The organism is Priestia sp. 10L35, assembly GCF_056395685.1.
The window spans coordinates 801,639-815,163 of record NZ_JBFTKA010000001.1 but is presented as its reverse complement, the minus strand read 5'-3'; the positions used below and the strand labels follow the sequence as shown (position 1 = coordinate 815,163).

15 protein-coding genes are annotated in these 13,525 nt (G+C 37.6%); 4 read left to right on the top strand and 11 right to left on the bottom strand.

Going from position 1 to position 13,525, the window contains the following annotated elements; genetic code table 11:
• Positions 1–69: 69 nt before the first annotated feature.
• Complete coding sequence (locus AC1DEF_RS04145; protein WP_013058765.1) at positions 70–495, top strand: DUF2621 domain-containing protein; 426 nt, start codon at positions 70–72, stop codon at positions 493–495.
• 31 nt (positions 496–526) lie between these two features.
• On the opposite strand, the gene AC1DEF_RS04140 is transcribed toward AC1DEF_RS04145, so the two are convergent.
• From AC1DEF_RS04140 to AC1DEF_RS04130, 3 genes are all read right to left on the bottom strand, one after another.
• Entirely contained in the window at positions 527–1,018 is a 492-nt protein-coding gene (locus AC1DEF_RS04140; protein ID WP_013058766.1) for a CcdC family protein, read from the bottom strand.
• 104 nt (positions 1,019–1,122) lie between these two features.
• On the bottom strand, positions 1,123–1,680 hold the full coding sequence (locus AC1DEF_RS04135; RefSeq protein WP_013058767.1) for a DUF2179 domain-containing protein: 558 nt from the start codon (positions 1,678–1,680) through the stop codon (positions 1,123–1,125).
• A gap of 210 nt (positions 1,681–1,890) precedes the next feature.
• Complete coding sequence (locus AC1DEF_RS04130) at positions 1,891–2,598, bottom strand: cytochrome c biogenesis CcdA family protein (protein ID WP_034649306.1); 708 nt, start codon at positions 2,596–2,598, stop codon at positions 1,891–1,893.
• Between the two features lie 139 nt (positions 2,599–2,737).
• On the opposite strand from AC1DEF_RS04130, the gene AC1DEF_RS04125 reads away from it, so the two are divergent.
• Entirely contained in the window at positions 2,738–2,914 is a 177-nt protein-coding gene (locus AC1DEF_RS04125) for an aspartyl-phosphate phosphatase Spo0E family protein (RefSeq protein WP_013084718.1), read from the top strand.
• Positions 2,915–2,935: 21 nt separating this feature from the next.
• Here AC1DEF_RS04125 and AC1DEF_RS04120 read toward each other — a convergent pair whose 3' ends face one another.
• The 8 genes from AC1DEF_RS04120 to yneA form a co-directional block, all read right to left on the bottom strand.
• A complete protein-coding gene (locus tag AC1DEF_RS04120; RefSeq protein ID WP_097824477.1) occupies positions 2,936–4,741 on the bottom strand; it encodes an ABC transporter ATP-binding protein in 1,806 nt (601 codons plus the stop codon).
• Positions 4,731–6,494 carry an ABC transporter transmembrane domain-containing protein gene (locus AC1DEF_RS04115; RefSeq protein ID WP_097824478.1) on the bottom strand — a complete coding sequence of 588 codons (1,764 nt, stop codon included), beginning with the start codon at positions 6,492–6,494 and terminating at the stop codon, positions 4,731–4,733. Before AC1DEF_RS04115 ends, AC1DEF_RS04120 begins: the two co-directional genes overlap by 11 nt.
• 90 nt (positions 6,495–6,584) lie before the next feature.
• Positions 6,585–6,797 (bottom strand): YneF family protein, encoded by a 213-nt coding sequence (locus AC1DEF_RS04110; RefSeq protein ID WP_013058772.1) that lies wholly within the window; start codon positions 6,795–6,797, stop codon positions 6,585–6,587.
• A gap of 90 nt (positions 6,798–6,887) precedes the next feature.
• On the bottom strand, positions 6,888–7,328 hold the full coding sequence (gene sirA / locus AC1DEF_RS04105; RefSeq protein ID WP_013084721.1) for a sporulation inhibitor of replication protein SirA: 441 nt from the start codon (positions 7,326–7,328) through the stop codon (positions 6,888–6,890).
• 148 nt (positions 7,329–7,476) lie between these two features.
• Positions 7,477–9,483, bottom strand: coding sequence for a transketolase (gene tkt / locus AC1DEF_RS04100; RefSeq protein WP_013058774.1), 2,007 nt, complete (start codon positions 9,481–9,483; stop codon positions 7,477–7,479).
• 167 nt (positions 9,484–9,650) lie between these two features.
• Positions 9,651–9,881: a DUF896 domain-containing protein gene (locus tag AC1DEF_RS04095; protein ID WP_013058775.1), complete on the bottom strand. Its 231-nt coding sequence runs from the start codon at positions 9,879–9,881 to the stop codon at positions 9,651–9,653.
• Between the two features lie 69 nt (positions 9,882–9,950).
• On the bottom strand, positions 9,951–10,619 hold the full coding sequence (locus AC1DEF_RS04090; protein WP_043976570.1) for a YneB family resolvase-like protein: 669 nt from the start codon (positions 10,617–10,619) through the stop codon (positions 9,951–9,953).
• Positions 10,620–10,672: 53 nt separating this feature from the next.
• A complete protein-coding gene (yneA, locus tag AC1DEF_RS04085; RefSeq protein WP_013084723.1) occupies positions 10,673–11,002 on the bottom strand; it encodes a cell division suppressor protein YneA in 330 nt (109 codons plus the stop codon).
• Between the two features lie 146 nt (positions 11,003–11,148).
• Between yneA and lexA the strand changes: the two genes are divergently transcribed.
• Both lexA and AC1DEF_RS04075 read left to right on the top strand, forming a co-directional pair.
• A complete protein-coding gene (gene lexA / locus AC1DEF_RS04080) occupies positions 11,149–11,766 on the top strand; it encodes a transcriptional repressor LexA (RefSeq protein ID WP_013058778.1) in 618 nt (205 codons plus the stop codon).
• Between the two features lie 211 nt (positions 11,767–11,977).
• Positions 11,978–13,423, top strand: coding sequence for a magnesium transporter CorA family protein (locus tag AC1DEF_RS04075; RefSeq protein ID WP_097824479.1), 1,446 nt, complete (start codon positions 11,978–11,980; stop codon positions 13,421–13,423).
• The last annotated feature ends 102 nt before the right edge of the window (positions 13,424–13,525 follow it).

Below are 13,525 nucleotides of genomic sequence, written 5' to 3'. Positions count from 1 at the left end.
AAGGCTTTTATAATAAATGTATAAATATAGTAATGTTAGGATTGACCTCTTTATAAAGGAGTGAAAAATATGCTAGAGGGCTGGTTTTTATGGGTTATTTTATTTTGGGTGGTCTTTTTAATGAGCATGTTTGCTATCGGCGGATTTTTTATGTTCAGGAAATTTTTAAAGCGCTTACCAAAAGAAGACGGCATGTCTGAGCTTGATTGGCAAGATCACTATCTTTCCAAAACCGTCCACCTTTGGTCAGCGGATCAAAAGCAGCTATTAAACGTTCTTGTTGAACCAGTACCTGAACTATTTCGCGATGTAGCCAAACAAAAAATCGCGGGAAAAATTGGGGAACTCGCAATTGAGGAACAAGCAGCCTCTATAACGGAAGATTTAATCGTACGCGGATACATTTTAGCTACGCCTAAACGTGATCATAAATTTTTATTAAAAACATTAAAAAAGCAAAAAATAGATGCCGTCCCTTATCAGCATTTATTTTAAACTAAAAAAGGTGGCTGCGTAGCCACCTTTTTTAGTTTAATATCGTTGTATTAGCAAGACGATCATTATGCAGCTTTCGTTCGAGCTTTTTGTACGATGTGTACATAGCAATGCGCCACGGTACAATCATACCAAATGCTAAAATCCAGAACATACCGCCAAGCTGGCCAACATCAATTGAAGAACTTAAATATATTTTCATTGCAATTCGAATAATAAGCAAACCAATAATAATGAATGCAAAGGCTTTTGAACGCTTCAAGTAAATATGATCGTCACGAATTTCAAATTTAGACGTTTTAATTAACAGGATTGAGAAAATCATGCCTGCTATTAACGCCTCAAGCAGTTCTGCACCCGTTACTCGAAACATTGGAAAGATAAACATTAACGCTCCCGTACTCATAAAAAAAGGCGGGAGTATAATTTTTTTTGCATTCGTTGGTTTATCAGCAGCTTTCATTCGAACAACTAATATGAAAGAAGCCATAAAAATTGCGACAAGTGTTGAAGCAATAACCAATGAAATCCTTCCTTTACTATAGTTTAGTGTTTACTTATATTATAATCCAAAAAACATCAGAAGTAAAAGTGCAACAAAAAAACAGAAGAGGATCTCTTCTGTTTTTATTTAGTAGAGGTGATATCTGCTTTTGCTTTTTGCTTTTGTTTTTGCTTTTTCATTGCTTTTAGTAAGAACCCGCCTTTAAATTTACGCGGCTCGTATGAAATAATGAAAGCACGAGGCTCATATTCTTCAATGAATGCTAATAGCTCTTCTTCTCTACTTCTTTTTGTTAAAATGTCTAATCTATAGCGTGCACTGTCTCTTCCTTCTCCTTGATAAACAGTAACACCAAAACCTTCTTGTCGAAGGCGGTTAATCAACTCTTCATTTTTGGTCATAAGGTTAACTAAGAATGTTGTATATCCGATAGCAAGTCTAGATTCGATATAACTTCCAAGAATAATTCCTACTCCAAACCCAACTGCATATACAACCATAGCAAGCGTGCTTTGATCTCCTGAAAATACAAGAGATAAGCCGAATACATAAATTAACGCTTCAACAAATCCAAAAACCGAGGCATACATACTCATACCTTTGACTAAAAAAATTGTGCGCAGCGTCAAGATCGGTACATAGATCAGTTGCAAAAGCAAGATTAACAAAATATCTTTCAATTTATACACCTCTTTTTAACAATTAAAAATATGACGATTTCATTGTATCACTCCGTATTTATAGAAGATATAGTAAAAATAAATTTTTTCTATATATTTTTTACATCATATTCTTGTATATTTCCTAAGAGCAAAAGTAACTATTTTATCTTTTGAAAAATAAAAAGAATCTGCCAATTATCAGATTCTTTTTTTTATCATTTTCCCTTTTTAAAAGCCCGTAAACCCTCCAAATACGCTCGTTGTATAAATAATAATTTTTGTCATCCAGTCAAAATACAAAATAAATCCCATACCAATCATTGCATATCCGCCAACTTTCATCATGGAATTCATATGTTTTTTTAACCAGTTCATTTTCCCGATAAAAAACGTCATAATAAAAAATGGAATAGAAAACCCAAGTGAATAAGCTATCATATACAAAAGACCGGAGCCTGGGTTTGTCGCTGCAAGGGCCATAACCGATACTAAAATAGGGCCCGTACACGGAGTCCAGCCGGCAGCAAAAGCCATACCAATAAAAGAAGAACCTAAGAGTCCAGCCGGCTTATTTGCGAATTTAAGCTTGTGTTCCTGCATAAGAATTCGAGGCTTAAAAATTCCTAGTACAACTAGACCAAAGAAAATAATAAGAATAGCGCCAATCTGCCGAATTAAATCCTTATAGTTGAAAAACCACTGACCAATAAAAGAAGTAGCAAAGCCAATCATAATGAAAATAACAGAAAACCCCAATAGAAAAAATGCTGTGTGAATAAAAGCTTTGCGCTGATGTGACTTAGCGCCTTCCTTTAGCTCGCTAACTGACACTCCCGTTATGTACGATAAAAAAGCTGGGTACAAAGGCAAACAGCAGGGTGAAATAAACGATAAAAACCCCGCGCCGAATGCCAAAAACAAATTTAAATCTCCCACATTTCCCACTTCCCTTTTTTGTTCTTTTTGTTCTTTTTCGTTACCATTTTGTAACCAAATTGTCTTATCTCACTTCTTTCAAATAGTACCATTATCTTGTATAATTAGGTAAACGACTTGTTAGAAGGGATACATAGCATTGGCCAAAAAAGATATTCTATTAGCGATTGAAAAGAAACGAGAAGAACTCATCCGCATAGTCCGAGTAAGTGGATTAAACTCTCCACCTGCTATTAAACATAGTCAAGAATTAGATCATTTATTAAACGTTTACAATGAATTCCCTGCTCAAACAACAGAAACAACCTCTTCATGAAGGTTGTTTCTTTTTTTACCTTCACTCTATCAATTCTGTATAAATCTCTTTTACTCCTGTTTCTTTGCTGAAATTCTCTTCTTTTTCACTGTGCTGAAGCTGATACATATTATAGTACAAACCGCCTTTGTTTAGCAGTTCAGTATGTGTGCCTTTTTCGACGATTTTTCCTTTATGCAGTACTAAAATACAGTCGGCGTGTTGAATAGTGGATAAACGATGGGCAATCGCAATTGTTGTACGGCCTTTTCCCATATCTCTTAACACTTCTTGAATCGCTTCTTCTGTTTCTGTATCAATGTGTGCTGTTGCTTCATCAAGAATAAGGATTTTAGGATTCCGGATGACCGTTCTTGCAAATGCTAAGAGCTGACGCTGGCCGCTTGATAAAGTGGAACCTCTTTCGACTAGCACTTCATTATACTTATTAGGAAGGGCTTCGATAAATGCATGAGCTTGCACAAATTCCGCCGCTGCTTTTACTTGTTCATCAGAAAAATGGTCTTCGTGCAGCGTAATATTTCGTTTTACGGTATCTGCAAATAAAAAGGCATCTTGAAGCACTAGCCCTACCTCATCTCGAAGCTGTTTATTTGAAAAAGACGATAGCGGTTTATTATCGATCAAAATGTCTCCTTTTTGCTGCTCATAAAAACGCATTAATAAATTAATGATGGAGCTTTTTCCGCTTCCCGTATGGCCTACTAAAGCCACTGTTTCTCCTTCGTTTACCGTAAACGATATATCAGAAAGTACATCTCGAACACCGTCATAGGAAAACGTTACGTTTCTGAATTCTACCGTTCCTTTTTGTACCCCCTGCTTTTGTTCTCCTGTCATGACTGGATTTTTTTCTTTTTCATCCATCAAGTTAAACACCCGAGAGGCTGATACCATCGCTTGCTGATACATAGAGAGACGCTGCATCATTTCATTAACAGGCTCAAAAAAACGATCCAAGTAGTTGATAAACGCGTAAAGAACACCAATTTTAACAGGACTGTCAGCTACGGAAACACCAAAATAACTGAGCACAAGAATAACGGCTAACATGTAAAGAATTTCGACTGCCGGTCTTAGCAGCAAACCATCTAACTTAATATTGCGCATCCCCGCTTTGTAATGCTCATCATTGATTTCTTCAAATTCCGAGCGCAGCCGCTTTTCTTGACGAAATAACTGAATAATAGACATGCCTTGCAAAGACTCATGAAGCTTGGCATTTAACTGGCTTAGCTTTTCTCGAAGCTGTCCGTAGTAAATAGCGCTGTAATGCTGATAAAGCTTCATAAGTCCCCAAATGAACGGGAGAAGAACTAAACAATAAAAAGCCAGCTTCACATCTAGCATAAACATGGCTATAAAAATACCGACCAAAAATACCCCATTTTGAATAAAAACCGCGATGACTTCCACAAACATTTCTTTCATGGCTTCCGTGTCATTTGTAATTCGAGATACCAGGCTTCCTGTTGGCGTGTTGTCAAAAAAGCGAAGAGCCAGGCGATGAACATGAGAAAAAACGTCAATTCGAATCCGCTGAATAATTTGAAGCGCAATTTTTTGGAACTGCAGAAGCTGAAAGTATTGAACGAAAATTTTTAAAAGCTGTAAAAGCAAATAACTGCTTGCAAGCCACACAAGAGGCTGAAGAGGCAAATACTTAGGAGTTAAATAATCGTCAATGAAAATTTTAATCAAAATGGGCCCTAATAAATCCGCAGCCGTAGCAATTAATAATAATGTGAACGCTAAAAAAAATGATTTTTTATGCGGAATTGTATAGCGAAACAGACGTTTATGTACCGAAGAATGCTCAATTTTCATTTTTCGTCTCTCCTTCTTCTACCGCACGTTCAAGCTGCTGTCTATCGTACATATCCTGGTACCAGCCGCTCACGCTAAGCAGTTCCTCATGAGTTCCTCGCTGAATAATTTTCCCTTTATCAAGTACAAGAATCAGGTCTGCATGAGTAACCGAGCTCAGCCGATGCGCTGTAATAATCGTTGTTCGATTTTGACGTTTCTGCTTCAGCGCTTGTAAAATACCCGCTTCCGTTTTTCCATCTACCGCTGATAGCGAGTCGTCTAAAATTAAAAGCTCAGGATCTAATAGAAGAGCTCTTGCAATCGAGATACGCTGTTTTTGTCCACCCGATAACGAAACGCCTTTTTCACCTACTATTGTTTGATAGCCATCCGTAAAATCGAGGATGTCTCTATGTACATTGGCAACTTTAGCCGCTTCTTTAACTTCTTGATTGCTTGCTTCTCTTTTTCCAAACGCGATATTATCAGCAACTGTTGTTGAAAACAAAAAGTGATCTTGAGGAACATACCCAATGCTTTGGTACAATGAATCAAAAGCATAGTCTTTAATGTCTTTTCCTCCCCATAAAACAGCTCCGTCGCTTACATCAAATTCACGAAGCAGCAGCTTTAAAAGCGTGGTTTTCCCAGCTCCCGTCTTTCCGACAATACCTAACGTTTGACCGCGAGAAAGTGTAAAATAAATTTCGTTTAACGTATATCCGTTTTCTTTACCATACGAAAACCTCTGAATAACAGCTTCAATATTTCCTGTCGGCATTTCAACACTGGGATGCGCTGCTTCTTCAATCGAATTTTCTTCTTTTAATAAAGAAAATACCCTGTCATATGATGCTCTTCCTCGTTCCACAATGTTAAATAGCCAGCCAAACGCGAGCATCGGCCAAATAAGAAGGCCCAAATAAGTTGTAAAGGTAACAAGCTGCCCCAGTGTCAACTCTTCACTAATAACCATCTTGCTGCCAAAAATAAGAGCAAGTAAAAAAGAAAGTGCTACAATAATCGAAATGGTCGGATCAAACAATGCATCTACTCGGGCTACTTTCATGTTCTTTTGCACAACATCTGCAGACTTGATGCGAAATTCTTCGACATCAGCTGCTTCTTCCCCAAACGTCTTAATGACTTTAATTCCGCTAATGCTTTCTTGAACCTTATCATTTAAAGTAGAAAATGCTGCTTGTGCGTGATGAAACCGCGCATGAAGCAATGTACCATAGTAACTTGTTAAAACGGCCATAAGCGGCATAGGAATAAGGCAAATAAGCGTTAATTTCCAGCTGATTGTGAGGGCCATTGTGCATAGAACAAGCCCTCCTGTGACAATGGAATCCACGAGTGTCAAAACGCCCGAACCTGCAGTTTGTTGAATAGCTTGAATATCGTTTGTTGCATGGGCCATCAAATCCCCAATTCGCCGCCGTTGATAAAAGGCCTGATTCATCTTGGTAAAATGAGTGTAGAGGGTATTTCTCAGCTGCTTGGCTAGTTTAACAGATGAACCAAATATCATAATACGCCATATGTATCTTGTGAAATAGGCCACAACAGCAGCTCCTAGCAAAATTCCAACCATCTGCATTAAGCGCTTTCCATTCAGCGTCCCTTCTTTAATGCCATCTACCGTTAAACCAATAATTTTAGGCGGGAGAAGTTCTAATGCTGCCACAATAATGAGCAGCGCTATCCCCGTTATGTAAGACTTTTTTTCCTGTTTGAAAAACCACCATAACTCTCGAAAAATTTTCATCGTATCCCCCTAGCCCCACAACCATTTTCTTATCTCTATCATAAAACAAAAGACACCCTTCTGAATAGAGAGTGTCTGTCCAATTAACCATTATTTAATTTGGCCGTTCATTGCTTTCATCATTTGGTTAATTTTTTTCTGCGATGGTTTCATGCCCATTTGCATCATCATCATTTTTAACATTTGTTCATTAATTGGTGGATTTTTCTTCAGATAGCTCATCATATACTTACGAGCAATGAAAAATCCTAGCGCTATCCCAACAATTAATGCTAGAACACCAACTAGAATATACATTCCCATGGTATTACTTCCTCCTTCGTGTTGTCTAACTTACAGTGTACTAGACCATACGCTATTATACAATATTTCCGTTCCAATTTCCTTAAATAATTACACAAATTTTCTTGTTTTCACAGGCCTCAGCCAGCCGTATTCATCCGTTCCATAATTCACTGCTAAAAAACAAGGATCTAGCTTGCGTAATACTTCAAAAAAAGCTGTCTCAGCATCAACATTGCCATCTCCTTCAATTGTTATACAGCGATTCGTTAATTTTATAGATGCTCGACTTTTTTTATGAGGATATTCCAGCACAAACGTCTCTTGATGAGTAAAAAAATGAGGATAATGAGAAAACGCCTGAAGCAATTCTCGTTGAATAAATGAAATGGGCAGTTGGCGAGTAATGTAATGAACTTGTTTTTGTAAGTGCGTTTCCTGCAAGTGACGTTTCATTCTATATTCAATCAGCAGCTGATAAATGAGCTTTTCTCTTCGAAAATAGGATGATGCAACTTCTTCCTCCATTAAATATACTTCATACGTTCTCACGATTCATCCTCCCTTTCGGCTCGTTCTTTTTTGTACCATTATACCGAATGGTGTACGCAATGCTTGTCTATCGATGAAAAAATTCCTTTGTTTTTTTGTCGAAAAAAAGAGCAGACCACAGGAGTCTGCTCTTTCTTATGAAAGAGAATTATGCATTAAGCAAGCTTTTCACTTTTGCTACTACATTTTCAACTGTAAAACCAAATTCTTTCATGATTGTTTCACCAGGAGCAGATGCACCGAAGTGATTAATACCAAGAACTTGTCCTTCGTCTCCAACATAGCGTTCCCAGCCAAGTGTAGAAGCCATTTCAATACCTAAACGTTTTTTCACTGATTTAGGGATAACACTTTCTTTGTACTCAGCAGATTGCTCTTCGAAACGATCCCACGCAGGCATACTTACTACAGATACATCAATGCCTTCTGCAGCTAATGCTTTTTGTGCTTCTACTGCTAGGCTTACTTCAGAGCCTGTTGCAAGTATTAACGCATCCGCTTGGTCTTTACCAGCTTTAGATACAACGTATGCACCTTTAGATACGCCTTCGTATGCATTTTCTTTTGTACCTTCAAGTGTTGGTAGATTTTGACGAGTCAACACAAGAGCTGTTGGGCGGTCAGTTGATTCTAATGCCAAGCGCCATGCTGCAGCTGTTTCATTTGCATCTGCAGGACGAACCACTGAAAGACCTGGCATTGCACGAAGTGATGGCAATTGTTCAATTGGCTCATGTGTTGGGCCGTCTTCTCCAACTGCGATACTGTCATGTGTGAATACATATGTTACAGGAAGCTTCATTAAAGCTGCTAAGCGAATTGCTGGGCGAAGATAATCAGAGAATACAAAGAATGTTCCTCCGAATACTTTTACACCGCCGTGTAGAGCCATACCGTTTAATGCAGCTCCCATTGCAAATTCACGTACACCGAACCAGATATTACGTCCGCTGTAATCAGCTGCAGTGAAGTCTTCTGAACCTTTAATCATTGTTTTATTTGAGCCAGCTAAGTCAGCTGAACCGCCGAAGAATTGAGGTACAGCTTGTGCTACTGCGTTTAATACTTCTCCAGAAGAAGCACGGCTAGCTAGGCTTGAACCCGTTTCGTATGCTGGAAGCGTTTCTTCCCAGCCTTCCGGTAACTTTCCTTCTACTGCCAGTTCAAATTGACGACCTAGTTCAGGGTATTTTTCTTTATACTGTGCAAATACATCGTTCCATTCGTTTTCTTTCTTTTGGCCATCTTCAGCAATTGTAGCTTTGAAGTGAGCATACACTTCTTCTGGCACATAGAAATCTTCTTCAAATGTCCATGCATAAGCTTCTTTTGTTAATTTTGTTTCATCGGAACCTAATGGAGAACCGTGCACGCCAGAAGTACCCGCGTGGTTTGGAGAACCAAATCCGATTGTTGTTTTTACTTCAATTAGCGTCGGGCGTGTTAAATCGCCTTTTGCTTCTTCAATTGCGTTTGCAATCGCTGTCAAGTCATTGCCGTCTTCAACGCGGATTACTTGCCATCCGTAAGCTTTGAAACGATCTTCTACGTTCTCAGAGAACGAGCGATCTAAATCTCCGTCTAAAGAAATATCATTTGAATCGTATAAAACAACTAAACGTCCTAATTTTAAGTGTGCTGCTAATGAAGCTGCTTCAGCAGATACACCTTCCATTAAGTCTCCGTCACCACAAATACCATACGTAAAGTGGTCTACAATTTCTAAACCTTCTTTGTTGTATGTTTCAGCTAAATGACGTTCTGCCATTGCTTTACCAACAGCCATTGCAATACCTTGTCCTAGTGGACCAGTTGTTGCATCAACACCTGCTGTATGACCGAACTCTGGATGACCTGGTGTTTTACTTCCCCATTGACGGAAGTTTTTAAGGTCTTCAATTGATAAGTCATATCCAGCTAAATGAAGCAAGCTGTATAATAGTGCCGATCCGTGTCCTGCTGATAATACAAAGCGGTCACGGTTGAACCAGTTTGGATTCTTTGGATTGATGTTCATAAATTTTGTCCACAATGTATATGCCATTGGAGCAGCTCCCATTGGCATACCTGGGTGACCTGAATTTGCTTTTTCAATCGCATCGATTGATAAAGTACGAATTGTTGCAATCGAAAGATCTTCAATACGTTGTGTCATACTCTTCATTCCTTTCAAAACTATGTACATATGTTATCATACTAATGATTTGCTTATTTGTACAATACTTGAACCAAAAAATTTTCCACTTTTACAGTTTTTGTGTGCCTTATTAAAAATATACAAAAAACTAGAAGGAACACTCCCTCTAGTTTTACTAGAACGTCTTAGTGAAGACGCTTCTTTTTACTCTCTTTTAACTTCTTAGGCGTAACATCTTTACCTTCTTCGTCCACAACTTTAATCGTATGAAGGTGATTTGTCATAGATTGTCGGAAAACTTTTAAATATTCCTGACGTAGCTCTTGCTGTTCTTTCGCTTCAGATTCTGTCAGACCTTCAGCCTTTGCCTTTTTTGAAAGAGCATTAATACGAGCAAGTTTATCTTTTGATAGCATATAAAACCTATCTCCTTATAATCAATAATTAAAATTACCGAACCGTTCCGGCAACATGTAGTCATCTTACTAAATCTCTTTCGTTTTATCAAGAGATTGAGCATTCTCTTGGTATTCTTGATAGCGGCGATGTACCGTCGCTTTTGAAATATTATAGCCAAAACCTTTTAGCGTAACTGAAATTTCAGCAAAGGTTAAGCCGTTATGACGAAGACGGACAATTTCTTCAATTGGCGCTTCTTTTTTTTCTCTTCCCGAGTTAACTCCTTGATTTTTTAAATTTTGCTGCGGACGATAACCGTTTTCTACAGCTCTTTTCATTCCTCTTTTAATTTTAGCATTATGTAATTTCCGCTGATGCTCTTCCACTAAGCTAATAATATCTAACACCATTGAATCAGATTCTGAAAGCTGAAGCTGGCCTTGATGACTAATCGTATAGATGGTAGCATTTTCTTTATGAAAAGCATGAAGCAGCGCAATTCGAGCATTTCCTCTGCCTAATCGTGTTTCATCTTGAATAAGCAACACAGATATTTTTTCTTCTTTCATTGTATGAAGAACATCCAAAATACCCTCTCTGTCTACTTCATATCCGCTTGCTTTTTCCATTACGACTTTTTTTACGTCTAGATGGTGAAGAGCAGCAAGCTTTTTTAATTCTTCTTGCTGGCGCTGTAAAGATGTTTCTTGGGTTTTTTTATCCGTACTGACACGGCAATAAATAATGGCATCCACTTTTATCACGACCTTTTCGGCTTCTAACAATATTCAGGAACGGCCGTTACACACTACTGTTCAATTGCCACTTGATTATGTAACTCTTTTTTTAAAACAGGAATATATAATTTATCTCCAGGAGATAAAGACTGGGCAGTGTCTGAGTTTAAATCATTGACGTCTTCAACCCATTTGACAAATTCATTGGTGGTCAAATGATGGTGATTATGATACTTGTTGGACAATTCCCAAAGCGTATCTCCTTTTGTAATAGTAACCGTTGAATATTTGTCTAAATCTACTTTATCCGCTCCTAAAACCAGCGTCAATACATATGTAAGTGCAGCGATAACTGCAAAAAAAATAGCGTAATGTTTCATAGAATGTAAGAATTGTTGCATATTATGATCCCCCTGTCAGAATATATGTTCTTATTTTATTGAGAACATTTGTTTCTGTCAATGGAATTCTTCGAACTTATGTTTGTATATTGACACATCACGTGGTATAATTCACCTAAAGAATAGCTAAAATCGAGGTGAAAAATATGAAGCTATCAAAACGTCAACAAGACATACTAGATTTTATTAAGCATGAAGTAAAATTAAAAGGTTATCCGCCTTCTGTTCGTGAGATTGGGGAAGCGGTAGGATTAGCCTCTAGCTCCACTGTACACGGGCATTTAGCTCGTTTAGAAAGCAAAGGGTTAATTCGCAGAGATCCGACAAAACCAAGAGCAATCGAAGTTCTTCAACTAGACGAAGTAAACATCCCTAAAAGCAATGTCATTAATGTTCCTGTTATCGGTAAAGTAACAGCGGGTCTGCCTATAACAGCCGTTGAAAATGTGGAAGAATATTTCCCTCTTCCAGATAAATTCGTTTCTCCAGATGATCATGTATTTATGCTTGAAATTATGGGAGAAAGTATGATTGAAGCAGGTATTCTAGATGGCGATATGGTAATCGTACGTCAGCAGCAAACAGCTAATAATGGAGATATTGTGGTCGCTATGACCGAAGACAACGAAGCAACGGTAAAACGTTTCTTTAAAGAAGAAAATTTCGTTCGTTTACAGCCTGAAAATTCAACGATGGCGCCTATTATTCTTCGCCACGTAACGATTTTAGGAAAAGTAACTGGTGTATATCGCACGATTCACTAATCAGACACTGTATGTAAAACCAACTAATGATGATGTTAGTTGGTTTTTTTACGTTTGTTTTCTAAAAAAATTGGCATATTATAAATGATACGTTGAATCATTGCAGGCAGGTAGAACGGTTTTTATAAAGCTTGTTTTACCTTTTACTTTCTACCTGCATTTCCTCGACTCTTACAAGGAAATACAACCGACCATAAGAAGGATGTAGTTTATGACCAATACACCAAGGAAAACAGAACCATTTCAAACCATTGTACCTACCAAAGCAATGAACATGTTTCTTTTTCCTTTTTCCTTTGACCGAAAAAATAAAGAGCAGCTTGTTCATGCGCTGAAAGCAAATTTGTTCGAGTTTTTCTCCATTCAAAACAAACATTTAGAAAAAGAATACTACGGAGAACAATATTACGTATCTCATGATAGCCTGGATCAATATTTTCTTCCTTACATTGAATGCATTCTATTCCCTGACTCGTGCGAAAAAGAAGGGTTGCTTCGATTTTCAAAAAAAATAGACCATGCCATTACGTTACACACTTCCTCCACCACCGTGTCTAGCAACGTGCTGTCTGTGGATGTTTTTTTATGTCCTTTTGAAATTGGTGTCATGACCATTCGCACTGAGATGAGCCATAATCATTACACCTATGATGATATTTTAGAGTTCATGAATCATTTTCGTGTATTAGAACCGAAGCTTGCTGAAGAGCATGGATCCACCATTACCTATGAACACCATCGCTATAGCAAAGTACAAGATTATATTTTTTCACAGCTCGCGCCATTTTTGAACGAACACATCAAGAAAGAAGCCACACGTGAACAGCATGTGGGGAGCCTTCCTTATTTTATCGATGAACGGATGTTTGTGTTAAGTTATGTAACGGTAAATCAAGAGCAAGAGATTAATTCCACAACTTTATTTCGTACTGGACAGCTAAATAGCTATATGCCTGACGGGAAAGCGTTTATTTCTGCACACAATCATGAGTATATTAAAACGTATAATACTAAACACGTGTATTCCAGATGGGCTCCTGAAACATATTACGTCATAACAGACCATGTGTTTTCATGTATTTCTAAATCGACAGACTCTAAAACGGATCAGCTTTTGATGAATCATCTATTTGGCCAGCATTACTATAATTTATTTTTACATTTTTTCTATAAAATCGTGTTGCTAAAACTATCTTATGAGTATTCTCAGCTCACGTTTCATAAAAATTCAGAGGGCATTGAACGACTAATCCGCTCTATTACCGTGTTCTCAGGTAAATATTTATTTTTAGAAATTAGCTCTCGCACAGAAGGTCAAGAGTTTTCTGAGCTCTTTAAAAAAATCTTCCATATCAATTCTCTTTATCAAGAAGTCAAAGAAACTCTTGGTACTTTGTACCAAAATCAAGAGAAAATCGCAGCTAAGCGTCACAATTACTTATTATTAATTTTAACGATTTACACGGTTCTTTCCGGTATTTACGGAATGAATTTAGTTATTAGCAAACTAAAGGGAAATATCAATTGGGATAGTATGAAGCAGTTTTCTATCTTTGAATATATCGCTTTAATAGTAGCTCTATCAGGAATTCTGATCAGCATTAGTCTCGGAGTGAGTTCCCTATGGAATTTATTAAAAGATCGGTTTAAAACATAAAAGCTGTTCGCATCAGAAAACACATGATAAAAAAGAAGAGATTGAGACATAACTAAATCAAGCGAATCTATAGGGGAACAAATGGAATAAATAAGCTAGTAG

Bases quoted from the DNA above. Each gene is read 5' to 3' on its own strand.
- AC1DEF_RS04145 (WP_013058765.1), top strand. From the start codon at position 70: ATGCTAGAGGGCTGGTTTTTATGGGTTATTTTATTTTGGGTGGTCTTT.
- AC1DEF_RS04120 (WP_097824477.1), bottom strand. From the start codon at position 4,741: ATGAAAATTGAGCATTCTTCGGTACATAAACGTCTGTTTCGCTATACA.
- AC1DEF_RS04115 (WP_097824478.1), bottom strand. From the start codon at position 6,494: ATGAAAATTTTTCGAGAGTTATGGTGGTTTTTCAAACAGGAAAAAAAG.
- AC1DEF_RS04110 (WP_013058772.1), bottom strand. From the start codon at position 6,797: ATGGGAATGTATATTCTAGTTGGTGTTCTAGCATTAATTGTTGGGATA.
- tkt (WP_013058774.1), bottom strand. From the start codon at position 9,483: ATGACACAACGTATTGAAGATCTTTCGATTGCAACAATTCGTACTTTA.
- AC1DEF_RS04095 (WP_013058775.1), bottom strand. From the start codon at position 9,881: ATGCTATCAAAAGATAAACTTGCTCGTATTAATGCTCTTTCAAAAAAG.
- yneA (WP_013084723.1), bottom strand. From the start codon at position 11,002: ATGCAACAATTCTTACATTCTATGAAACATTACGCTATTTTTTTTGCA.
- lexA (WP_013058778.1), top strand. From the start codon at position 11,149: ATGAAGCTATCAAAACGTCAACAAGACATACTAGATTTTATTAAGCAT.
- AC1DEF_RS04075 (WP_097824479.1), top strand. From the start codon at position 11,978: ATGACCAATACACCAAGGAAAACAGAACCATTTCAAACCATTGTACCT.